The 20,054-nt window shown below is 64.4% G+C and carries 22 protein-coding genes; 6 read left to right on the top strand and 16 right to left on the bottom strand.

Annotation, left to right across the window (positions count from 1 at the left end; translation table 11 throughout):
• The first annotated feature begins 286 nt into the window (after positions 1 to 286).
• The gene (locus tag HA052_RS22970; protein WP_081544523.1) at positions 287 to 1,687 is read left to right on the top strand and encodes an L-serine ammonia-lyase; all 1,401 of its coding nucleotides are present in this window, start codon (positions 287 to 289) and stop codon (positions 1,685 to 1,687) included.
• Between the two features lie 87 nt (positions 1,688 to 1,774).
• A complete protein-coding gene (locus HA052_RS22965) occupies positions 1,775 to 2,305 on the top strand; it encodes a GNAT family N-acetyltransferase (RefSeq protein ID WP_166453762.1) in 531 nt (176 codons plus the stop codon).
• Here HA052_RS22965 and HA052_RS22960 read toward each other — a convergent pair.
• The 3 genes from HA052_RS22960 to HA052_RS22950 all read right to left on the bottom strand — a co-directional run bounded on the left by HA052_RS22960 (position 2,293) and on the right by HA052_RS22950 (position 4,611).
• A complete protein-coding gene (locus HA052_RS22960; RefSeq protein ID WP_166453761.1) occupies positions 2,293 to 3,465 on the bottom strand; it encodes an MFS transporter in 1,173 nt (390 codons plus the stop codon). The genes HA052_RS22965 and HA052_RS22960 overlap by 13 nt on opposite strands.
• An 88-nt stretch (positions 3,466 to 3,553) precedes the next feature.
• Positions 3,554 to 3,955: an RNA-binding S4 domain-containing protein gene (locus HA052_RS22955; RefSeq protein ID WP_081544520.1), complete on the bottom strand. Its 402-nt coding sequence runs from the start codon at positions 3,953 to 3,955 to the stop codon at positions 3,554 to 3,556.
• Positions 3,955 to 4,611: a fumarylacetoacetate hydrolase family protein gene (locus HA052_RS22950; RefSeq protein ID WP_166453760.1), complete on the bottom strand. Its 657-nt coding sequence runs from the start codon at positions 4,609 to 4,611 to the stop codon at positions 3,955 to 3,957. Before HA052_RS22950 ends, HA052_RS22955 begins: the two co-directional genes overlap by 1 nt.
• A 343-nt stretch (positions 4,612 to 4,954) precedes the next feature.
• On the opposite strand from HA052_RS22950, the gene HA052_RS22945 reads away from it, so the two are divergent.
• Complete coding sequence (locus tag HA052_RS22945) at positions 4,955 to 6,652, top strand: PHA/PHB synthase family protein (protein ID WP_439823246.1); 1,698 nt, start codon at positions 4,955 to 4,957, stop codon at positions 6,650 to 6,652.
• Between the two features lie 300 nt (positions 6,653 to 6,952).
• Positions 6,953 to 8,131, top strand: a complete 1,179-nt coding sequence (locus HA052_RS22940) for an acetyl-CoA C-acetyltransferase (protein WP_166453758.1) — start codon at positions 6,953 to 6,955, stop codon at positions 8,129 to 8,131.
• Positions 8,132 to 8,194: 63 nt separating this feature from the next.
• On the opposite strand, the gene HA052_RS22935 is transcribed toward HA052_RS22940, so the two are convergent.
• Together HA052_RS22935 and HA052_RS28040 are read right to left on the bottom strand one after the other, a co-directional pair.
• Positions 8,195 to 8,560, bottom strand: a complete 366-nt coding sequence (locus HA052_RS22935; RefSeq protein ID WP_166453757.1) for a DOPA 4,5-dioxygenase family protein — start codon at positions 8,558 to 8,560, stop codon at positions 8,195 to 8,197.
• Positions 8,561 to 8,859: 299 nt separating this feature from the next.
• Positions 8,860 to 8,988, bottom strand: coding sequence for a hypothetical protein (locus HA052_RS28040; RefSeq protein ID WP_254894466.1), 129 nt, complete (start codon positions 8,986 to 8,988; stop codon positions 8,860 to 8,862).
• Positions 8,989 to 9,183: 195 nt separating this feature from the next.
• Here HA052_RS28040 and HA052_RS22930 point away from each other — a divergent pair, with 195 nt between their 5' ends.
• Together HA052_RS22930 and HA052_RS22925 are read left to right on the top strand one after the other, a co-directional pair.
• The gene (locus HA052_RS22930) at positions 9,184 to 10,971 is read left to right on the top strand and encodes an aminopeptidase P family protein (RefSeq protein WP_206119018.1); all 1,788 of its coding nucleotides are present in this window, start codon (positions 9,184 to 9,186) and stop codon (positions 10,969 to 10,971) included.
• Positions 10,972 to 11,012: 41 nt separating this feature from the next.
• Entirely contained in the window at positions 11,013 to 11,945 is a 933-nt protein-coding gene (locus tag HA052_RS22925) for a LysR family transcriptional regulator (RefSeq protein WP_166453755.1), read from the top strand.
• Between the two features lie 437 nt (positions 11,946 to 12,382).
• Here the strand turns inward: HA052_RS22925 and HA052_RS22920 are convergent, their stop codons facing one another.
• The 11 genes from HA052_RS22920 to HA052_RS22870 form a co-directional block, all read right to left on the bottom strand.
• Positions 12,383 to 12,658 carry a hypothetical protein gene (locus HA052_RS22920; RefSeq protein ID WP_166453754.1) on the bottom strand — a complete coding sequence of 92 codons (276 nt, stop codon included), beginning with the start codon at positions 12,656 to 12,658 and terminating at the stop codon, positions 12,383 to 12,385.
• On the bottom strand, positions 12,658 to 14,328 hold the full coding sequence (locus HA052_RS22915; protein WP_166453753.1) for a hypothetical protein: 1,671 nt from the start codon (positions 14,326 to 14,328) through the stop codon (positions 12,658 to 12,660). Before HA052_RS22915 ends, HA052_RS22920 begins: the two co-directional genes overlap by 1 nt.
• Entirely contained in the window at positions 14,328 to 14,696 is a 369-nt protein-coding gene (locus HA052_RS22910) for a hypothetical protein (protein ID WP_166453752.1), read from the bottom strand. Before HA052_RS22910 ends, HA052_RS22915 begins: the two co-directional genes overlap by 1 nt.
• A complete protein-coding gene (locus tag HA052_RS22905; protein ID WP_166453751.1) occupies positions 14,693 to 15,190 on the bottom strand; it encodes a hypothetical protein in 498 nt (165 codons plus the stop codon). Before HA052_RS22905 ends, HA052_RS22910 begins: the two co-directional genes overlap by 4 nt.
• A 9-nt stretch (positions 15,191 to 15,199) precedes the next feature.
• On the bottom strand, positions 15,200 to 15,382 hold the full coding sequence (locus HA052_RS22900; protein WP_166453750.1) for a hypothetical protein: 183 nt from the start codon (positions 15,380 to 15,382) through the stop codon (positions 15,200 to 15,202).
• On the bottom strand, positions 15,372 to 15,725 hold the full coding sequence (locus HA052_RS22895) for a hypothetical protein (RefSeq protein WP_166453749.1): 354 nt from the start codon (positions 15,723 to 15,725) through the stop codon (positions 15,372 to 15,374). The genes HA052_RS22900 and HA052_RS22895 overlap by 11 nt, the downstream gene beginning before the upstream one ends.
• An 86-nt stretch (positions 15,726 to 15,811) precedes the next feature.
• The gene (locus HA052_RS22890) at positions 15,812 to 16,888 is read right to left on the bottom strand and encodes a hypothetical protein (protein WP_166453748.1); all 1,077 of its coding nucleotides are present in this window, start codon (positions 16,886 to 16,888) and stop codon (positions 15,812 to 15,814) included.
• Positions 16,885 to 17,214, bottom strand: a complete 330-nt coding sequence (locus HA052_RS22885; RefSeq protein WP_166453747.1) for a hypothetical protein — start codon at positions 17,212 to 17,214, stop codon at positions 16,885 to 16,887. The genes HA052_RS22890 and HA052_RS22885 overlap by 4 nt, the downstream gene beginning before the upstream one ends.
• Positions 17,211 to 17,597: a hypothetical protein gene (locus HA052_RS22880; RefSeq protein ID WP_166453746.1), complete on the bottom strand. Its 387-nt coding sequence runs from the start codon at positions 17,595 to 17,597 to the stop codon at positions 17,211 to 17,213. Before HA052_RS22880 ends, HA052_RS22885 begins: the two co-directional genes overlap by 4 nt.
• A 10-nt stretch (positions 17,598 to 17,607) precedes the next feature.
• Positions 17,608 to 19,371, bottom strand: coding sequence for a hypothetical protein (locus HA052_RS22875; RefSeq protein WP_166453745.1), 1,764 nt, complete (start codon positions 19,369 to 19,371; stop codon positions 17,608 to 17,610).
• The gene (locus HA052_RS22870) at positions 19,368 to 20,054 is read right to left on the bottom strand and encodes a hypothetical protein (RefSeq protein ID WP_166453744.1); all 687 of its coding nucleotides are present in this window, start codon (positions 20,052 to 20,054) and stop codon (positions 19,368 to 19,370) included. Before HA052_RS22870 ends, HA052_RS22875 begins: the two co-directional genes overlap by 4 nt.

Genomic DNA, 20,054 nt, shown 5'->3' with positions numbered 1-20,054 from the left:
TCCCCGCCTTGTACAAAGGGCCTCCCGCCCGCCCTGCTCATGCCGTCCGAATGCGAAGCGGTTTCAACTCGTCGAATCCCCGACGCAACTTAGTCCTGACTCTATAATTCTAAATTGACAGCGGCCTCCGGCTTGTCTAGATTCCCCGGCTGCCGCAAGATGGCGAAGCGCTGGCAACCCCGGCGCCACAACCATGTGAAACCATGACAACGACAATAATAAGGACGGCCCAGGCCATCCTCACAACAACCCGCTTAGCGGGACACAGCCCTTAAAGAGAAGCATTATGGCCATCAGTGTTTTTGATTTGTTCAAGATAGGCATCGGCCCGTCCAGCTCCCACACGGTTGGACCGATGCGCGCCGCGCGCCAATTCATCGCCCGGCTGGAAAAAGACGAGTTGCTGACTCAGACCGCCAGCGTGCGCGCCGAGATGTTCGGCTCGCTGGGCGCCACCGGCAAGGGCCACGGCACCGATGTCGCGGTCTTGCTGGGACTGCAGGGCGAGCAGCCCGACCTGATTGACACCGATGCGGTGGACGGCATGCTGGCCGCCATCCGCGCAGACAAAGCCGTCTCGCTGCTGGGCAAACAGACCGTACCCTTCGTCGAAGGCGAGCACCTGATTCTGCACAAGAAGAAAACCCTGCCCTATCACCCCAACGGCATGATTTTCGAAGCCTTCGACGCCGCCGGCGCCAGCCTGTCCAAACGCGCTTATTATTCGGTGGGCGGCGGCTTCGTGGTCGACGAGGCCGCCATCGACGCCGGCTTCGTGCCGCCTGGCGTCACCGAGCTCAAGCACCCGTTCAAGAGCGCGGCGGAATTGCTGGCTTTGTGTCAGCGCCACGGCAAATCCATCAGCCAGATCATGTTGGAGAACGAACTGGCCTGGCGCAGCGAGGAACAAGTACGCGCCGAGCTGCTGAAAATCTGGCAAGTGATGCAGGACTGCGTCAAGCGTGGCTGCGAACGCGAAGGCATCCTGCCCGGCGGCATGAAGGTGAAGCGCCGCGCCGCCGACATGCACCACAAACTGCTGGCCTCGCCCGAGGCGGCGCTGCGCGACCCGCTGACGGTGATGGACTGGGTCAATCTGTATGCGCTGGCGGTTAATGAGGAAAACGCAGGCGGCGGCCGTGTGGTGACCGCGCCCACCAACGGCGCGGCCGGCATCATCCCGGCGGTGATGCACTATTACGCCCGCTTCGTGCCCGGCGCCAGCGACGACGGCATCGTGCGCTTCCTGCTCACCGCCGGCGCCATCGGCGTGTTGTTCAAGCTCAACGCCTCCATCTCCGGCGCCGAAGTGGGCTGCCAGGGCGAAGTGGGCTCGGCCTGCTCCATGGCCGCGGGCGCCTTGGCCGAAGTGCTGGGAGGCACCCCGGAACAGGTGGAAAACGCCGCCGAAATCGGCATGGAGCACAATCTGGGCCTGACCTGCGATCCGGTGGGCGGCCTGGTGCAAGTGCCCTGCATCGAACGCAACGCCATGGCCTCGGTCAAGGCCATCAACGCAGCGCGCATGGCGCTGCGCGGCGACGGCCAGCACTTCGTGTCGCTGGACCGGGTGATCAAAACCATGCGCGACACCGGCATGGACATGAGCACCAAGTACAAGGAAACCGCTCGCGGCGGCCTTGCCATCAACGTCATCGAGGTGCCGGTGAATATTGTTGAGTGCTGAGCCGCTGGCCTGTTAGCATCAAAGCCGATGGCGTTTGCGCGCCGTCGGCTTTTTTTACGACCTCATCCCGCGAAATCCGAACCAGCCATGCATCACATCGCCACCGCCAGACTGCAACTGCGCCCGCTGCACGCCAGCGACGCCCCCTTCATGCTCAAGCTGCTGAACGCGCCGGCCTTCATCGCCAATATCGGCGACAAAGACGCCCACGATCTGCTCGGCGCCCTGCGCTATATCGAGGAAGGCCCGCAAACCAGCTACCGCAAGCACGGCCACGGCCTCTTGCTAGTCGAGCGGCTGGACGATGGCGCCCCGGTCGGCATCTGCGGCCTGGTCAAGCGCGACGGCCTGGACTACCCGGACATCGGCTACGCCTTCCTGGAGCAATACTGGGGCTGCGGCTACGCCAGCGAAGCCGCGCTGGCCGCCATAGAACACGGCCGCGAGCAACTGGGCCACGCGGTGGTGGTGGGCATCACCGCGCCGCACAACCTGGCATCCATCCGCGTGCTGGAGAAAATCGGCCTGCTTTATCAGGGCCGTATCGAACTGCCCGGCATCGACGGCGACAGCTGTTACTTCGTGCCGCCGGCCTTGTTGAAAGATCAGCCCGCCTGAACAGGCGCCGCTGGCCGCAGCCAGCGCCGGCACAGCAACACACCCAGCGCGGCGGCGACGGCAGACATCGCGAACGTCGTCGCCATGCCGCCGTGCGGCCACACCAGCCCGCCGATCAGACCGCCGGCGCTGCCGCCGACGCCAAACGAGGCGATGATGTACAAACCCTGGGCGCGTCCGTGGTGATGTGGGTCGAACATGCGGTGAATCAAGCCCACCGAGGCCGCGTGATGCAGACCGAAAGTCAGCGCGTGCAGCAGCTGCGCCCCTATCGCCACCCAGGCCAGTTGCGCCGCGGCGGCGATCAGCGCGAAACGCAGCGCCGCCGCCGCTAGCGACAACAGCATCAGCGTTTCCAAACGCGCACGCGCCATAATCTTGGGCATCAGCAGGAATATCGCCACCTCGCTGGCCACGCCCAGCCCCCACAGCATGCCGATCGCGCCTTGCTCATAACCCGCCTGCTTCAGCCCGATGGAAAAAAAAGTGTAGTAAGGCCCGTGAGCGAAGGCCATCAGAAAACAACAGCCAAACAGCGCCATCACCTCCGGCCGCCTCAGCGTGGCGGCGATAGGCGCAGACGGCCCGCTCTTGCGCTCAGCAACCACCTCCGGCACCCGCCAGGCCGCCGCCGCCACCAGGGCCAGCAAGGCGCACAGCGCCCAGGGCAGATTGCCTATGCCGATGCCGTCCAGCAGCAGGCCGCCGCTCATCGCCAGACAGACGAAGCCTATCGAGCCCCAGACCCGCACCCGGCTGTAACGCCCTGGCTGCGCGCGCGTCAGATGGGCGGTGCTGGCCTCCACCAGCGGCAGCGCCGCCGCCCAGAAGAAGTGGGACACCGCCAGGCTGACGAACACCCACCAGAAAGCGCGGTCCAGTCCCACCAGCAGGAAGGCCGCCGCCGACAGCAGCGACGTCGTCAGAATGATGGCGCGCCGGCGGCCGCGCCTGTCCGCCAGCCAGCCCCAGAAACCGGGTGCGACGATGCGCGCCAACGTGGACAAGGCCATCAACACCGAGATCTGCCAGGCGGAGAAGGACAGCGATTGCAGATAGAGCCCCCAGAACGGACTGAACAGGCCCTGAAAGGCGAAATAACTGAAATAGAACAGGCTGAACGGCAGCAGGGATACGGCGGGTGACGCGGCAGACGGCATGATGTAAAGCTCGGCCCTTAAACGGGCTCCTGGTTGAAAACGTAAAACGGCGCGCGGAAATGCCGCGCAGCAGACTTTGAACCGGCTCTCAGAACTGCCCTTTGAACTTGCCGATATCCCGGCGCGCCTTCTTGGTGGGACGGCCGTCGCCGTGCGGGAAACTGGCGCGCTCCGCTTTTAGCAGCAACTGCTGCTCGGCTCGCGCGCGTTGCGAGGCCTCGTCCTCGCGGTAGAGCAGCCGCGCCTCCTGCGCCGGGCGGCGCTGGGTGCTCAGCGCCAGCACCTCAACGCGGTACTCCAGCTGATTGATGCGCATCACTAGCTGGTCGCCCTCCTTGACCACCCGCGACGCCTTGACCTTGTCGCCGTTGACCTGCACACGCCCCAGTTCCAGAGCTTCGTGCGCCAGTTGCCGGGTCTTGAAGAAACGGGCGGCCCACAGCCATTTGTCGAGACGGACCTTGCCGTCGTCCTCGCCTGAGGCCGCCATCAGAGCACGCTCCATTCGGCGGAGGCCAATCCATCCAGCTTCAAGCTAAGCTTGTCACCGGAACGCACTGCGGCAACCCCTTCCGGCGTGCCGGTATAGATCAGATCGCCGGCCTGCAGGCCGTAGGTCCGCGACAGATAGGCGATGATGGCTGCCACAGGGAACAACATCAAGCCGGTGTCGCCTTGCTGACGCAACTCCCCGTTGACGCGCAATTCGAAACTCAGCCGCTGAGGATCGGCCACTTGCTCAGCCGGCGCCAGCCGCGACAGGCAGGCGGCGGTGGGAAAACCCTTGGCCTTGGTCCAGGGATGGCCCTTGCTCTTGGCCGCCGATTGCACGTCGCGAGCCGTCATGTCCAGGCCAATGCCGTAACCAGCCACATGATCGAGCGCTTCCGATTCCGCAATATCGCGGCCGCCCTTGCCTATCAACAGCACCAGTTCGCACTCATGGTGAACGTCACGGGAATAGTCGGGCAGACGCAGTGGCTCGCCCTCGCCGGCCAGCGCCGAAGTCGGTTTCAGGAACACCAGCGGCTCGTCTTCCAGTGGGTTGTTCAACTCCGCCGCGTGCGCGGCGTAATTGCGCCCAATGCAGAAGATATTCCCCACCGCGACGTCCTCTTCGCCCAAGCGCGCCTTGAATGCCGTCATGACCATCCTTTCCCGTTCAGTCCAACGCCAATTGAATCTTCGCGATTATCCCATAATTTCCATCCTCCCGGCATGCCAGGCCGAAAGGACAGCTAGGCAGATTGTGCACTGCGGCAACAAGATGCGGCTTTCGACGCGCCTTATCGTCCTCCTCCCGGTGAAAATGTCATGCAACCCTGTTACAGTCATGGCGTACCTTGCGACCGCACACTTTGTTACACGGTCCAATGCAGGAAAGCTTCGATAACGCTTCGGCACGTTTCAGGAGACAGCTTTGACCCAAGAAAGTACAAACCCGCTGGATAGTTTCTTCGCCAGCCTATCCGAGGCCAACCAACAATGGATGCAGCAGTTCGTCAACAACCTGCCGCTGCCGCCGCAACCTGGAAATGCTGAACTGCCGCTGGCCAACGCCTGGGGCGCCATGCTCAGCAACGCCGGCCAGCTGTTCGCCTGGCAAAGCAGCTTGTATCAGCAACAGATGAATCTGTGGTCGCAATTCCTGGGCCAGACGCCCGCCAACGGCGACGCCTCGGCGAAAAAGGGCGATCGCCGCTTCGCCTCGCCGGAATGGGACGAACACCCGTTCTACCATTTCCTCAAGCAAGGCTATCTGCTCACCAGCAAATGGATGACCGAGCTGGTGGACAACGCCCAGCTGGAGGAAGAAGCCAAGGACAAGCTGGCCTTCGCCACCCGCCAATACCTGGACGCGGTCTCCCCCAGCAACTTCATGCTGACCAACCCGGACGTGATGAAACGGGCAATAGAGACCAAGGGCGAAAGCCTGGTCGACGGCATGAAGAACATGCTGGAGGATTTCCAGAAGGGCCATATCTCGATGTCGGACGAGAGCCAGTTCGAGATCGGCAAGAACATCGTGGTCACCCCGGGCGAAGTGGTGTTCCGCAATGAATTGATCGAACTGATCCAGTACACGCCCACCACCGGCGAAGTCTACGAAAAGCCGCTGCTGATCGTGCCGCCCTGCATCAACAAGTACTACTTGATGGACCTGCAGCCGGACAATTCCATGGTGCGCCACTTCGTGGCCCAGGGTTACCGCGTGTTCCTGATCAGCTGGCGCTCAGCGGAACCAGAGATGAAGCATTTCACCTGGGAAAGCTATATCGAGAAAGGCGTGATCGCCGCGGCGGAAACCGTGCGCAAGATCAGCAAGCAGGACAGCATGAACGCGCTGGGCTTCTGTGTCGGCGGCGTGATCCTGACCACCACCCAGTGCGTGCTGCAGGCCCGCGGGCTCAAGTATTTCGACTCCACCACCTTCATGACCTCGCTGATAGACCACGCCGAGCCGGGCGAGATCTCCTACTTCATCGACGAGAACCTGGTGGCCAGCCGCGAAGCCAAAATCGCCGCTGGCGGCATCATCAGCGGCAAGGAAATAGGCCGCACCTTCGCCAGCCTGCGCGCCAATGACTTGGTGTGGAACTACGTGGTCAACAACTACCTGCTGGGCAAGACGCCGGCGCCGTTCGACCTCCTCTACTGGAACAACGACGCGGTGGACCTGCCGCTGCCGATGCACACCTTCATGCTGCGCCAGTTCTACATGAACAACGCGCTGACCAAACCGGGTTCCATCACCCTGTGCGACGTGCCCATCGACGTTTCCAAGATCGACATCCCTGTTTACATCTTCGCCGCGCGCGAAGACCACATCGTGCTGTGGAGCTCCGCCTACTCCGGCGTCCACTACCTGACCGGCGCGCCGTCGCGGCGCTTCGTGCTGGGCGCCTCCGGCCATATCGCCGGCTCAATCAACCCGGTGACCAAGGACAAGCGCAATTACTGGGTCAACGACAAGTTGCCGGAACACGCGGACGCCTGGCTGGAAACCGCGGAAAGCCGCCCCGGCAGCTGGTGGAAGGACTGGGACGCCTGGCTGGCCCCTCAATCCGGGAAGAAAGTCGCCGCGCCCAAGAGCCTGGGCAGCAAAGACTTCCCGCCGCTGCAAGCGGCGCCGGGCAGCTATGTGCTGGCCAAGGCCATGCCCAGCGTGGTGGCCAGCCTGCAATAAGAACCTGTTTACGATCTGCTGCGCGTCGGCGATACGGCGTTGAAACCGAGCTCAAAATGCTCATGTACCACGTGCATATTCCGCTTTTTCGCTCGTTTTCGCCTTGTCTCGCCCTAGCTCGCGAGATCATAAACAGGCTCTAAGAAAAACTGTTCAAAGTCTGCCGCGCCTCGGCGGGATAGTTGGGCAAGGGCGTTGAAAGCCGCTTCGAAGCGCTTTAGCGGCTTCCTCGCCCCGCCGCCGGCGCGCTGGCCGACACACCGACCTTCGCGGTCACATTGAAGAGAGACGGAGAAAAACATGGAAGTCGTGATTGTCGCAGCAACCCGCACCGCCATCGGCAGTTTCGGCGGCGCGCTGGCCAAGATCCCGGCCCCGGAACTGGGCGCCACCGTCATCAAATCGCTGCTGGCCCAAACCGGCCTGAAACCGGAGGACGTCAGCGAAGTCATTCTCGGCCAGGTGCTGACCGCCGGCAGCGGCCAGAACCCGGCGCGCCAGGCCTTGATCAAGGCCGGCCTGCCGGTCACCACCCCGGCCACAACCCTCAACGTGGTCTGCGGCTCCGGCCTGCGCGCCGTGCATCTGGGCGCCCAGGCTATCGCCAACGGCGACGCCGACATCGTCATCGCCGGCGGCCAGGAAAGCATGTCCCTGTCGCCGCACATTCTGCCCGGCTCGCGCGACGGCTTCCGCATGGGCAACGCCCAGTTGATCGACACCATGGTCAACGACGGCCTGACCGACGCCTACAACGCCTACCACATGGGCATCACCGCCGAAAACGTGGCGGAAAAGTACGGCATCGGCCGCGAAGAGCAGGACGCGCTGGCTCTGGCATCGCAGCAACGCGCCGCCGCCGCGCAGAAAGCCGGCAAGTTCAAGGATGAGATCACGCCGGTGCTGGTGCCTCAGCGCAAGGGCGATCCGGTGGCCTTCGACAGCGACGAGTTCATCAAGCACGACGCCAGCGCCGAAAGCCTGGCCAAGCTGCGCGCCGCCTTCAAGAAAGAAGGCACCGTCACCGCCGGCAACGCTTCCGGCATCAATGACGGCGCCGCCGCCGTGCTGCTGATGTCCGCGCAGAAGGCGGACCAGCTGGGCCTGAAACCGCTGGCCACAATCAAGGGCTACGCGCTGACCGGCTGCGCGCCGGAGATCATGGGCATAGGCCCGGTGGCCGCCACCCGCAAGGCGCTGGACAAGGCTGGCTGGAAAGTGGAGGAGCTGGACCTGGTGGAAGCCAATGAAGCCTTCGCCGCACAGGCGCTGGGCGTGGCACGCGAACTGGGCTGGGGCCCGGACAAGGTCAACGTCAACGGCGGCGCCATCGCGCTGGGTCACCCGATCGGCGCTTCCGGCTGCCGCGTGCTGGTCACCCTGCTGCATGAAATGCAGCGCCGAGACGCCAAGAAAGGCCTGGCCACGCTGTGCATAGGCGGCGGCATGGGCGTGGCGTTGGCGGTGGAACGTCGCTAAGCCGTTTCGCTCAGACAAAACCCCACCGGTTCCCGGTGGGGTTTTTTGTACTCGCGGGCAGGCTCAGCCCGAACGCGCGTTGTCGCCGTGTTGGTGCAGAAAGTCCATGTTCAACTCCAGCGGCGCGCCCAGCCACATGGCGAAATCGCTGTGGTCCTCGACATCGTCTCCGGTCAGCGGATGCAGCAGCGCGCTCAGCCCTTCCCGGTTCAACATCAGCCACGGCACGATCTCGCCAAACAAGGCCGGCGCGAAAGCGATCTGATAAGCGCCCACCGGGTGCGGCCCGTAAGCCTGCTCGCGCCAGCGTCCCAACTCCACCTCGAAGCGCTGCGCCACCGCCTCGCGCAGCCGCCGCGCAGCCGGCTGCTGCTCCGCGTTATAATAGACATGGGCGTGATAGCCCGTCACCTCGATTGCCTGTTGCATCGCCTGTCCCCCACACCCGCCGCGTTCACGGCGGCCGGCCCCGAATAAAGCCGGCAAAGCTATCGTCTCCGCCGAAAAAAATCAACAAGCATATTTTGGCGGCGCGCGCCTGCTCTTGATCCGCAAGCAATCCCCGCCAAACAAAAACCTCCTGGCCGCGATGGCAGGAGGTTTGGACGATTGGCCGGCCCACTGGCCGGCGTAGACGGTCACATGGACCGTGGAGGGTAACAACGCGCGGATCAAAACCAGCAAGGCGGTCGGCACATCAGGGCTGCCGCATCGCCACGGCGCTTGCCTTAGTGAGGAACAATGATGGGGACACCGTCCGGCCCGTGCTTTTTCTGATGTTTGGCCGCCCGTTTCTCTTTGGGCGTCATCAACGGCTGCTTCTTGGCTTCCTTGCTGCTGTGTCTTGATTTACTCATGATCAGCTCCTTGGCATGCATCGGCGGTGCCGATGCCGGCTCCAGTATAGACCTCTCAGCAGCGCTTGTGCCGACTCAAGAAATGACATGGTATTCATTAGCTATGCTCATACTCTTGCGCCCCGGTTTCATTAGCCACAGAATGCATGGCATACATCCCCCGGAGCCGGCATGAACACCCTCGCAACCCCGCAATTGGACACCATTCCGCAACGCATCGCCTCCTTGCGCGCCGCCATGAAGAACGCCGGCGTCGACGCCTGTCTGGTGCCCTCCTCGGACCCGCATCTGTCGGAATACCTGCCGGCGCGCTGGCAGGCCCGCCAATGGCTGTCCGGCTTCACCGGCTCCATGGGCACGCTGATCGTCACCCGCGACTTCGCTGGCGTCTGGGCCGACAGCCGCTATTGGGTGCAAGCTGAAGCCGAATTGGCCGGCAGCGGCATCCAGCTGGTCAAAATCATCAGCGCCGCCAGCGCCGACCACCTGGGCTGGATCGCTAAGACCCTGAGCGCCGGCCAGACCCTTGCGGTGGACGGCGACTCGCTGGGCCTGGCCGCGGCCAAGGCGCTGCAAGCCGCGCTGGAACAGGCCGGCGCCCTCTTGCGCACCGATCTGAACCTGATAGACGCCATCGACCCGCAGCGCCCGCCGCTGCCGGACGCGCCGGTGTATCAACATGAGACGGCGTTCGCGCCGCAAAGCCGCGCCGACAAGCTGGCGCGCTTGCGCGCCGCCATGGACGAGGCCGACGCCGACTGGCACTTCCTGTCCACGCTGGACGACATCGCCTGGAGCTTCAATCTGCGCGGCAGCGACGTCAACTACAATCCGGTCTTCATCAGCCACGCGCTGCTGAGCCGTCGGCAGGCCACCCTCTTCGTCGGCGAAGGCAAGGTTTCCGCCGAGCTGCGCGCCCAACTGGCGGCCGACGGCGTCGAAGTGCGGCTTTACGCCCAGGCCAAGCCGGCGCTCGCCGCCTTGCCGGCCGGCGCCAGCCTGCTGCTGGACCCGCGCCGCGTGACCCTGGGCCTGCGCCAGGCGGTCAATCCGGCCGCCCGCGTAATCGAGGCGATCAATCCCAGCACCCTGTTCAAGTCCTGCAAGACGGAGGAAGAGGCCGCCCACATCCGCGGCGCGATGGAACAGGACGGCGCGGCCCTGTGCGAGTTCTTCGCCTGGTTCGAAGGCCAGGTCAACCGCAGCCGCGTCACCGAGCTGACCATAGACGAGGAAATCACCGCCGCGCGCGCGCGCCGGCCCGGCTTCGTGTCGCCCAGCTTCGGCACCATCGCCGGCTTCAACGCCAACGGCGCGCTGCCGCACTACCACGCCACCGAAGCCGCCCACAGCGAGATCAAGGGCGACGGCTTGCTGCTGATAGACTCCGGCGGCCAATACCTGGGCGGCACCACCGACATCACCCGCGTGGTGGCGGTCGGCACGCCGTCCGCCGAGCAGAAGCGCGACTTCACCCTGGTGCTGAAAGGCACCATCGGCCTGTCCATGGCCCATTTCCCGCGCGGCACCCTGTCGCCGATGCTGGACGCGCTGGCGCGCGCTCCGCTGTGGCAGCAGGACATCGACTTCGGCCACGGCACCGGTCACGGCGTCGGCTATTTCCTCAATGTTCACGAAGGCCCGCAAAGCATTTCCCGCGCGGTGCCGGACGCCAATATGGCGATGCAGGAAGGCATGGTCACCTCGATCGAGCCCGGCGTCTACCGCCCGGGCCGCTGGGGCGTGCGCATCGAGAACCTGGTGCTGAACGTGGCCTCGTCGCAGAACGAATTCGGCGACTTCCTGCGCTTCGAAACCCTGACACTTTGCCCCATCGACACCCGCTGCCTGGACTTCAACCTGCTGTCCCGCGCCGAAGTGGACTGGCTGAACCAATACCACGCCGAGGTGCGCGCGCGCTTGCTGCCGCTGGTGGACGGCGCGGCGCGAGAATGGCTGCTGGCCAATACCGAAACCATTTAAACCCCTCCCCGCCCGGGCGCTGCCGCGCCCGGGCCACGCTCATGCTCGATCGACTCAACGACCTACGCCTCTTCCTCGACGCTGCCCAACTGGGCAGCTTCTCCGCCGCCGGCCGCAAGCAAGGCCTGTCCCCCGCCGCCGCCAGCGCCTGCATCCAGCGGCTGGAGACCGCGCTGGACAGCCGGCTGTTCCAGCGCACCACCCGCCAGCTTCGGCTGACCGAGGCCGGCGAAGTGTTCCGCGACCACTGCCAGCGCGCGCTGGACACCCTGCAGCAAGGCCAGGACCGGCTGCAGCGCGAGCAGCGCGAACTCAGCGGCCTGATCCGGCTGTCGGCGCCGTCGGACCTGGGCCGCCACGCCTTGCTGGACTGCCTGGACGAATTCCGCCGCCTGCACCCGGCGGTGCATTTCGCCTTGCAGCTGGACGACACCCCGGCCGATTTGATCGGCGAGGACATTGACATCGCCATCCGCTACGGCCAGCCGGCGGACAGCGGCCTGATCGCGCGCGAACTGGCCGCCAGCCGCCGCGTGGTTTGCGCCGCGCCGGCGCTGCTGGCGCGCACCGGCATGCCCAGCCATCCGCGGCAGCTGGCCGAGCTGCCGACGCTGACCCTGGTCACCGGCGACGGCCCGATGCACGAATGGCCTTACCGCGAGCACGGCCAGCGCCGCGCGCTGCGGCTGGAGCGCGCGCAGCAGAGCAACGACGGCGAGGTGATCCGCCGCTGGGCGCTGCAAGGCCAGGGCTTCGCCTACAAATCGCTGCTGGACATCGCCGACGATCTGCGCCAGGGCCGCCTGCTCACGGTGCTGGACGAATACTTCACCGACAGCGCGCCGCTGCACCTGCTCTACCCCGGCCAGCGCGGCCAGCCGCTGCGCATTCGTCGGCTGATCGATTTCCTGCGCGAGCGGCTATCGACGCTGCCGGCCACCGCCCTGCTGCCTGAGGCCGGCGCCCAATTGTAAGAACCTGTTTACGATCTTTCCGAGTGATGGCTCCAAGACATGGAATCCGCTGCGCGGATGATGATTTTGATTGCCGGGGCTGCCCGGCGAGCAGGGAGGAGATATTTGCTTGGCCAAATATCCCCTCCACCCCTAAAGGCCACCCTGCAAGCCTGGCCTACGGCTTCCCGCCGGTTCCCGTCAGGTCCGAGGCGCGGCTGAACTCGCAGCGCGCTAACGTCGCGCTGCTCGAACAGGCAGCCGCTTAAGACCTCGGACCTGCCACCCGACGGCAGGCTTGAAGGGACCCGGGGCGCGTCGGATACGCGGCTTCCTGTGCAGCAAACTGTGTTTCAAAGCACAGTGTAACGCCGCAGCCTCTTTTGCATCAGTTTGCGCCGGCTTTTGCGCCGTTGCAGCTGGCCAACTGGTGCAGTTCCACCTGCAATCGCCCTAAATCACCCCCAATAGAACTGCGGCCGCTGCGGCACCCAGGATTCCAGCGAGACCTCGGCCGTGGCGCTGCCTTTGGATTCGCCCGGCTGCGCGCCGGCGGTGTCGTCCAGGACCAGGCAGCGCGCCTTGCCTTGCGCAGGGATGTGGCCTGGCTGGCGCGGGTGGGCGATGGGGTGCCAGAGGGCGCCGCTTGCCGCGCACTGCCCGAAGCCTTGCGCTGGCGGCCGGCAGTCGCTGGCCGGCGGCGCGACTTGTACCGAGACCCGGACGGTGGCCATTACGCGGACCCCATCACCGTGACGCGGCCGGGTGCGACGATGGCCACCGGCACGGCCAGAGGCTGGTCTTCCCGCGAGGTTACCTGGGTCTGTGCTTCGCCGCCGGCAAACTGCAGCGCGGGGCTGGTGACTTTGAGCGTGACCGGGACGGCGATGCGGCGGCCGCTGGCATCGTAGACCTCGACATTGAGCGCGGTCTGGATCGGTGCGCCGTCGAATGCATAGCTGGGCTGCGGGAACGAGATCACGATCTGGTGGGCGTCGCCGAGCGGCGGGATGTAGGACAGTACCGGCTGCCCCTGGGGCGGCAGGATTGGATTGTTGGCGCATTCCAGATACCACAGCCGGCCGGCGCTATCGAACGCTAGGTCGCCGCCCGGCGCGGTGCGGTCTATCGCGTACATCGGGCTTTTGAGCAGCGCCCCGCCTGCCTGGACGGACCAGAGTTCGACGCCGTTATCGTAGATGACGGCCCAGCGTTGGCCGCTGTCGTCCGCGGTCAAGATGCCGCGCGGCCGCGCGCTGGGCGCGAGTTTGTTCAGATAGGTCAGCTTGTCGCGGCTGTCGATGCGGAACAGATAGAGCATGTAGGCGCCCGGCTCGCTGACGGCCGCGGCTTTGCGTTCATATACTGCACATAGTAAATATGCGTTGCCGTCGTTGTGGCTGATTCTGATGCAGCGCGTCGCCATGCCTAGGCGCATGGTGCCGCTATACCATGCGGGCCGGCCGTCGTTGGCCGTCCAGTCGATGGCCGGCGCGGCCGCCACTGTTTTCGGCGTCACGGTTTCGACCTCGGTCAGCGTGATGCTGCACAGCGCGGTGCTGTCGGCGGATTTGACCAGGTAGTAGCTGGTCAGCTCGTCAGCCCCACTGCGCCAAGCCAGCGAGGGCCAGGTTAATGAGCAGCCCTGGCCGGGCGCGCCGCCGCCGGGGCTGCCTCCCGCGCCGGGCATCTTGAGCGTGGCCAGCAGGCCGGCCGCCGAGGTGGCGAGGTCGACGCGGTATATCGATACTGTGTCCTGGTAGTTGCTGCGGCTGACCTGATGATAGAAAAAATTGCTGTTGCTGATGCCGAGCACGCCGACCGTCGTCACCGGGTTGTTATTGCTAGTGCCTGGAAACAGGCCGGCGAGGTTGCGGCCGCCGGCGTTGACGAAATCGAAAAACATGCCGGACATGGTTTCGCTGTTGTTCAGATAGCGGAATAGATAACGCCCGTTTTTCAAGGCGCCCATAAAAAAAGCGCCGCCGCCGTTAGTGTAGGTCAGGCCTATGCTGCCCTTGATTGCCAGCGTCACCGGGTCATAGCGAAACAGCTGCTGGGCGTTGCCGGCCGCGCCGTAATAGCCCTCCAGCAGCAGGTCGTCGCCAGCGTCCAGATAGCGGGCGGCAAACAATGAGCTGCCGGCGTTGATCGCGTCCCAGTCCGATGTGTAGAAATCCACGCCTGCCTGCATGTAGCCGTGGTGATAAACCCGCGGCGTGACCAGGCTGGCGGCGTAGACGGAAACCGGCGCGCCCATCGCGCAGCCGCGCTGCGGCGTCGGCGCGCCGGGCACCAGCGACAGATCAGAAACGCGGTGGGCGTTGCCGTCGATGTAGAGCATGCCGCGATGCTCTAGCATGCAGAGTTCTGCGCCATTGGCGATTTTTTTGAATTCGGGCATTAGCGGTACTCCAGTGTCACGGTCAGGTCCGCGCCGCTGCTGGCCTGGATGGAGACCCGCAGCTGATCGGCGGGGAGGATGGGAAAACTGTCGTCGATATAGGCGTCCTGCTCTCCGGCCAGGACGATGAGGGCCAGCGCAGGCTGGCCATTGATTAGGACCCTGATGGTGATGTCCGCCAGCGCCGGCACGCCCACGTCGGCGCGGAGTCCGGTCAGTTCGACGGGGGTTCGCGGCGACCATGGGGTTGGCGAGGCCATGCTGGCCAGCGGGCCGACAAAATTGGCGCGCATCGAGCGACGCCGCAGCAAGCCCATTTGGGCGCCGACGGCTTTGCTCAGCTGCAGCAGCCGGTTAGCCAGGCTCATGCCTGGGCGGCCAAAAATACCGCGGCCAGGTCGACGTCGATGTCGCCTATTTCGCCCCTGGAAAACACGTCAAGGTTGTCGCGGCCGATCTGTTTTTGCGTGCTTGTCAGCCCCTGATCTTCGCCAATGCTCAGCCGCTGCCCAACCGCTTTCAATAGGGCGGAGACGGCGTCCTGTTCGTTTTCCAGCGCGGCCTGCAGCTTTTTCAAAGTGTCGAATGCCGGGTCGGCGCCGCCGAGGATGTCGGCCTTGAGCTGCGCCAGCAGATCGACAATGCGCTGCGATGAATAGGTCGTGTCGGTGCCGACTTTGTCGTCGGCGATGCCGGCGCCGCCGCCCACTTGCAGCAGATCGAACAGCTCATTGATGGCGGCCACCAGGCTGGCCTTGGCCGTGGTTTTCAGCGTCGCCAGTACGCCGTCTTGCTGACGCAGGGTTTTGACGTCCTTGCCGATGGCGGTGGCGAGTTCGGTCAGCCGGATTTGCAGTGTCATCGCGGTCTCCTATAGTTGCGCGATTTGATAAATCAGGGTGAGGTTGGTATCGAACTCGGCGGTGCCGGGCGGCCCTGGCGGCCCTGGCGGGCCTTGCCGGCCCGGCTCGACGAGCAGTTCGCGTTTAATGACCGGAGTTTCCAGCCGCTCAATCCGCGGGCGGGGGTCCAGTTCGATGATTTCACGGTGCATTCAGTACCCCCGGCCGCACTTCGATCTTGCCGCTCATGAACAGGTCGACGCGGCCGCTGGGCCAGGTGACGCGCAGGTCGAACACCGCGGCGCGCCAGCCATAGCCCTTGGTTTTATCGACGGGAATCAATAGCGTGATGGTGTTGCCCGAGACCTTAATTCCGCCGTTTTCCGTACTCAGATAGATCAGCACTTTGCTGTCGCTGGCGCTGGCCTTGGCCACCAGTTCGAAACGGGTGCCGGTTAGATCGACGGGCTGACCGCCGGCGGTCCAGTCCCAGCCATGCTCGAACGAGCAGCCCTGAATGATGAAGAGCGGGTCTTTACGGAAATAGGGTTGCATGATGGCGATGGGATCGGGGGCCGGACGATGCGGCGATTGTCCCGGACTCCCGCCATCAGCACAGGGGGGAAGCGCTTCGGCAGGCATCAGGCAAAGCTGATCGGCTGAGGATCAAAAATAACTTGTCTGGTGACGGGGTGGACCGCTACGAAGTTGTCCGCAGGACCCTGCCAAAGGGTGCCAGTGCCGGAAACGATATCGACAACACCGTATGGGGTGAACAGGCCCGTCGCATTCACATAACCATTCACGATTACCGCCCCATCGTCTATCGGCGTATACATTGGATGCGTTAGCCATACGAAGTCGGGCCGTTGCAACACCCCATATTGGATATCGGCAGAATCATCCGGCAGAGGGCCGTCCGGCATGTCAAAAAAATGATCGGACCGGAAACGACCGAGCATGACGTTGCCGACTCTATGCTGGCCAGTGACGGTGACTTTGAGACCCCCGTCACTTAACGCGGTTTCTGCGACGGATAGAATCGTCGCCCCGCATGCGGCAACGACTGCGCCGCCATCGGTGGCAGCCGCAATCAGCTGCGTATTATTACCCTTTACCCAGTCATAACCAGGCCATGCGATTAACGCGGGATAGGTTTGAAACTGGACGGTCGCCCCATCTGCCGTCAATGCAATAGTGGCCACGATCCACTGCTGGGACGAGGCCCTAACGAAGTTCATCGCTACCACCTGCCCGGACGGAGACACCGCGGCTATGCGCTTGGACCAGCCGGTGTTGGGCTTGAAGGCATCGGCTACGGCTCCCCAGTTCAGCGCAAAAACCCGCTTGGCTTGGCGGTTCAGGCACTCCAGCGTCAGCCCGGCCGCGGAGACTTCAACGGCCCAGACGTCGGCCGGGCCGAATGCGGCTAACCAATCGCAATTGTTGAGAAAGCGCGCATACAAATAACAGCCGCTAAAAAAATGGGCTCGCTGATAAATCGCATAGGGCAGCCAGCGGTGGCCGGTTGTCGGGTCGTAGTGCTCCTGCTTATCCCAGCCGGGCACCCTCAAAACGGTTGATAACCCGGTGACGCTATAGTTAATGACCTGCCCATTGGGCAGCGTCAGGCCGCCGCCTTTTACCAGTCCATGGAAGGGGTGGCCGGCCAGCGTCGGCCGCGCCGTCGGCAGCGGCGAACGGGTATCAAGCTTCATGGTGCGGCGTACTCCATCACTACGGGTTGCCCCTTGGCGTCGGTTAGCGTGACTTGCTTGATCGGCTGGACGCGGATGACGAACAGGCCGTCGCTGGTCGTCATGCTGGTTTCCGGGAGGTACTGACGCAGCGACGCGTCTTTTTCGACCAGCGGCCCGGCAATCGCGCCACTCGCCGGCAAATTGGCCGCGCCGCTGCGGCCGACGCCGGTTTTGCCTGGCAGCGCGCCCTTGGCCGCCGGCGGCGGCAACGGGGATTTGCTGACGGTTTTGCGCTGGGTCTGCCCCAGCGCGTCGGCGATCCGTTTGGCTTCATCGTTTCTCATGCTTCGATCACCTCGCCCAGTTGCAGGCCAAACTGCTGCCAGGCGCCGGCGCTGCCGGCATAGTTCCATTGCAGCCAGATCGGCCTGGCGTTGTCCGCGCTGCCCTGCAGCGGCGTCGCCAGCTCCAGCGCCTGGCCGGGCGCGGCGCTGGCCAGGTCGGCCTCGTTATGCGCCAGCCGCCATTCTCCGGGCAGCTGCTGGCCATTGGCCGCTGCCACGGTCAGCGTCAGCGGCGCGCGCGCCGGCGTGAATACGGCCTCGGCGCGGGTGGAGCCCAGATAAACACAGCGGCGGACCTGCTGGCCGCTTTCCAGCCGCATCGCCAGCTGCGACAAAGGCAAGGTCAGCGCCGCGTCGTCAAAAAACTGTAGGGTGATTGCCATGTTCCACCTCTTACGGGTTGAGAATGAGCGGATCGGCCGGCAGTGCCAGCTTGTGCTCCAATGTTTGCGCGACTTCGACCGGATCGCGTAGCGCCGCCGGCACTTCAGGGGCGCTGATACGGAATTCGGACGGCCGCTGCGCGCCGTCTGTGCTGGGTTCATCGCTGAATCCGAGAAACCCGTCGTGCTGCAGCGTGGCCATGCTGGATTTGTCCAGCACCGTGATACCGCCGGCACTGGTTGCCGCTGGCGGTGGAGGCTTGGGGGGCGTCGGCGGAGCCGGCAGCGGTGTCGCCGGCACCGTGCCCACCACCAGCGCAGTGGATAGCACCATCGTCACTTCCACCGTGGCTTGTCCGCTGCCGGTGTCCAGGGTCTCGACAATGCGCTGCACCTTGCCGCGGCCGGATGCATGCGGATGCTCAACCGCGATGCTGTGGCAGACGTCCAACGTCGAGTGCGCAGGCATCTGGAACGTAAGCCGGGTGTTGCGGTGGCTCGCCGCGATCTGAGCTGCAGCCACCGCCTGCAGCGTGCGAATGCCGGCGGTGGCTTCGGCGCGGCCCTGGCCTGGCAACTGGTCGAGATCGCCGGCGGCCAGGCCCTGACGGCTTTCCCATGCCGAGGTGTCGGTTTCGACGACGAGCTGGCCATGCTGGCCGTCTTGTTTGCGCACGCCGTGCGCCGTCACCGAGTCCGGGGCCGTTACCGAGACCGTCCATTTCTCCATGACGTCTTGCGCGCCGCGCCATGCCATCGCGACCTGGGCGCGGCTGCAATACGGGTCGGCGTCCGGCTGGTCGGTAAACGGGTTTTTCCAGTTGTAGACCACGCCGTTTTCTTGCCAGGCCTTCGACGGCGGCGCGGGGTCGAATCGTGCGGACAGCATGCCCCAGCCGCTGACGCCGCCGGCCGCGCTTTCCACCGTGGTTTTCTCCGGGAATCTGAATTTGTTGGCGAAAAACTCGCGCAGCGGCTGGTCGTTGCTCCAGGTAAAGATGTGTTGCTGCTCTATCAGCCGCGGGTAACGGAATTCGAAGCTTGACACCACGGTATTGACCAGCTCGCTGAGCCGGTTTGTCTGCAGCCGCAGCGAGCCATCCAGGATGATGCCGGCGTCAAAACGTAGCGTCGGCGGTGTAGCGCGCCAGGCCGTCAGCCGCGGCTGGCGATAGACGTCCAGGTCATAGCTCGCCTGGACGGTGGACAACCGATCTTCGGCGTAACGCAATGAGTCCGCGTCTGCGCTGAACACGGTATCCGACCAGGAACCGCCCAACAGCGTGGCGAGCTGCGGGCGAGTCTTGGTGGCGAGGGTATCGTTGCGCGCATCGGTTGCATGCAGGGTCAACAGCTTGCTGCCAACTTCCAGTTCCGGCAGCTCGACGACACCGGTAAAACGCCTATGCCAGGCCCCGCCGGGCTGACATTGCAACTCAATTTGCACCGTGCGGCCGCTGATGCTGGCCAGCGAATACGGTCCACCCGGCAACAGCTGCAGTTCGGCAATGCGCGCGGCGCCTTCCTCCGCCTCGGTGCGTATCGTCCCGGTCAGCCAGGCCGACACGTCGGCATCTCCCAGCCTCACCCGCACGTCCCAAACGCCGGCATGTTCGGCGCTGCCCGTGGCCAGCAAGCTGAGGCCCAGCCTCGGCGCGCCGCTGCGGCCGGCGATGAACAGCAACGGCAGCGTCAGGGCCTCGCCGGCCGGCGGCGGCGCGTCAGCGCTGGCCAGCGAGGTGAGCGGAACGCGGGCAAGCGGCGCCAGAATCATGGCAGACGCAACTCATTGAGGACATAGGCCGCCGGCGCTTGGCTGGTATCGCCCCACATCGCCGGCACATGCACCAGCATGTCGAGGTACCAGGCCCTGGTCTGGCCTGGTCCCATCTGCGGCGGGACAACCGGGCTTCCGTCCTTGTTTTTGATCGTGCCATCGTTCAGCAAGCTCAGCAGATTACCGCTGTTGTTGGCGACGACAAAGGTGCAGCGCGGCCATGCCAGGGCCTTTGTATTCGGCACGTACACATAGCATTCGGTGCCGGCCGGCAGCGCGCTCAGGTCGAACAGCACGGCCGGCGCGGTCGGCATCGCCTCCGCTTCGTAAAACTCTTTCGGACGCCGTACCGCCGTGTTGATCACGCTGGCCGCAGACTGGGTAATAAACGCCTTGCACGGGACGCCGTCCCAATTGTGCTGGGTTTGCTGCATCTCATCGCCGACCCGCACCGGCTCCGCCGCACGCGTCACAAAAAACTCTTGGAAATCGACATGCAGCAATTCCGCCTTGCTGCCATCGTTAGCGCGAATGCAGACCACCGTTTTAGTGTTCCGCTTCTCTATCGGCTGCAGCGTGACGCCTAAAACACGCTGCATCAGACTATCCGGGTTTGCCATTCTCATTGGGTCAATACCGTCTGGGTGCTCGGCAATCAGGTCATTCCAATAAATCAGCAT

This window comes from Chromobacterium fluminis, assembly GCF_011602385.1.
In the GTDB taxonomy this organism is placed as follows: Bacteria; Pseudomonadota; Gammaproteobacteria; order Burkholderiales; family Chromobacteriaceae; genus Chromobacterium; species Chromobacterium fluminis.
This window is presented reverse-complemented; position numbering and strand designations above follow the sequence as displayed.

Excerpts from the sequence above, each read along its gene's own strand:
- HA052_RS22970 (WP_081544523.1), top strand. The coding sequence starts at position 287 with ATGGCCATCAGTGTTTTTGATTTGTTCAAGATAGGCATCGGCCCGTCC.
- HA052_RS22965 (WP_166453762.1), top strand. The coding sequence starts at position 1,775 with ATGCATCACATCGCCACCGCCAGACTGCAACTGCGCCCGCTGCACGCC.
- HA052_RS22960 (WP_166453761.1), bottom strand. The coding sequence starts at position 3,465 with ATGCCGTCTGCCGCGTCACCCGCCGTATCCCTGCTGCCGTTCAGCCTG.
- HA052_RS22955 (WP_081544520.1), bottom strand. The coding sequence starts at position 3,955 with ATGGCGGCCTCAGGCGAGGACGACGGCAAGGTCCGTCTCGACAAATGG.
- HA052_RS22950 (WP_166453760.1), bottom strand. The coding sequence starts at position 4,611 with ATGACGGCATTCAAGGCGCGCTTGGGCGAAGAGGACGTCGCGGTGGGG.
- HA052_RS22945 (WP_439823246.1), top strand. The coding sequence starts at position 4,955 with ATGCAGCAGTTCGTCAACAACCTGCCGCTGCCGCCGCAACCTGGAAAT.
- HA052_RS22940 (WP_166453758.1), top strand. The coding sequence starts at position 6,953 with ATGGAAGTCGTGATTGTCGCAGCAACCCGCACCGCCATCGGCAGTTTC.
- HA052_RS22935 (WP_166453757.1), bottom strand. The coding sequence starts at position 8,560 with ATGCAACAGGCAATCGAGGTGACGGGCTATCACGCCCATGTCTATTAT.
- HA052_RS28040 (WP_254894466.1), bottom strand. The coding sequence starts at position 8,988 with ATGAGTAAATCAAGACACAGCAGCAAGGAAGCCAAGAAGCAGCCGTTG.
- HA052_RS22925 (WP_166453755.1), top strand. The coding sequence starts at position 11,013 with ATGCTCGATCGACTCAACGACCTACGCCTCTTCCTCGACGCTGCCCAA.
- HA052_RS22920 (WP_166453754.1), bottom strand. The coding sequence starts at position 12,658 with ATGGCCACCGTCCGGGTCTCGGTACAAGTCGCGCCGCCGGCCAGCGAC.
- HA052_RS22915 (WP_166453753.1), bottom strand. The coding sequence starts at position 14,328 with ATGCCCGAATTCAAAAAAATCGCCAATGGCGCAGAACTCTGCATGCTA.
- HA052_RS22910 (WP_166453752.1), bottom strand. The coding sequence starts at position 14,696 with ATGAGCCTGGCTAACCGGCTGCTGCAGCTGAGCAAAGCCGTCGGCGCC.
- HA052_RS22905 (WP_166453751.1), bottom strand. The coding sequence starts at position 15,190 with ATGACACTGCAAATCCGGCTGACCGAACTCGCCACCGCCATCGGCAAG.
- HA052_RS22900 (WP_166453750.1), bottom strand. The coding sequence starts at position 15,382 with ATGCACCGTGAAATCATCGAACTGGACCCCCGCCCGCGGATTGAGCGG.
- HA052_RS22895 (WP_166453749.1), bottom strand. The coding sequence starts at position 15,725 with ATGCAACCCTATTTCCGTAAAGACCCGCTCTTCATCATTCAGGGCTGC.
- HA052_RS22890 (WP_166453748.1), bottom strand. The coding sequence starts at position 16,888 with ATGAAGCTTGATACCCGTTCGCCGCTGCCGACGGCGCGGCCGACGCTG.
- HA052_RS22885 (WP_166453747.1), bottom strand. The coding sequence starts at position 17,214 with ATGAGAAACGATGAAGCCAAACGGATCGCCGACGCGCTGGGGCAGACC.
- HA052_RS22880 (WP_166453746.1), bottom strand. The coding sequence starts at position 17,597 with ATGGCAATCACCCTACAGTTTTTTGACGACGCGGCGCTGACCTTGCCT.
- HA052_RS22875 (WP_166453745.1), bottom strand. The coding sequence starts at position 19,371 with ATGATTCTGGCGCCGCTTGCCCGCGTTCCGCTCACCTCGCTGGCCAGC.
- HA052_RS22870 (WP_166453744.1), bottom strand. The coding sequence starts at position 20,054 with ATGCTGATTTATTGGAATGACCTGATTGCCGAGCACCCAGACGGTATT.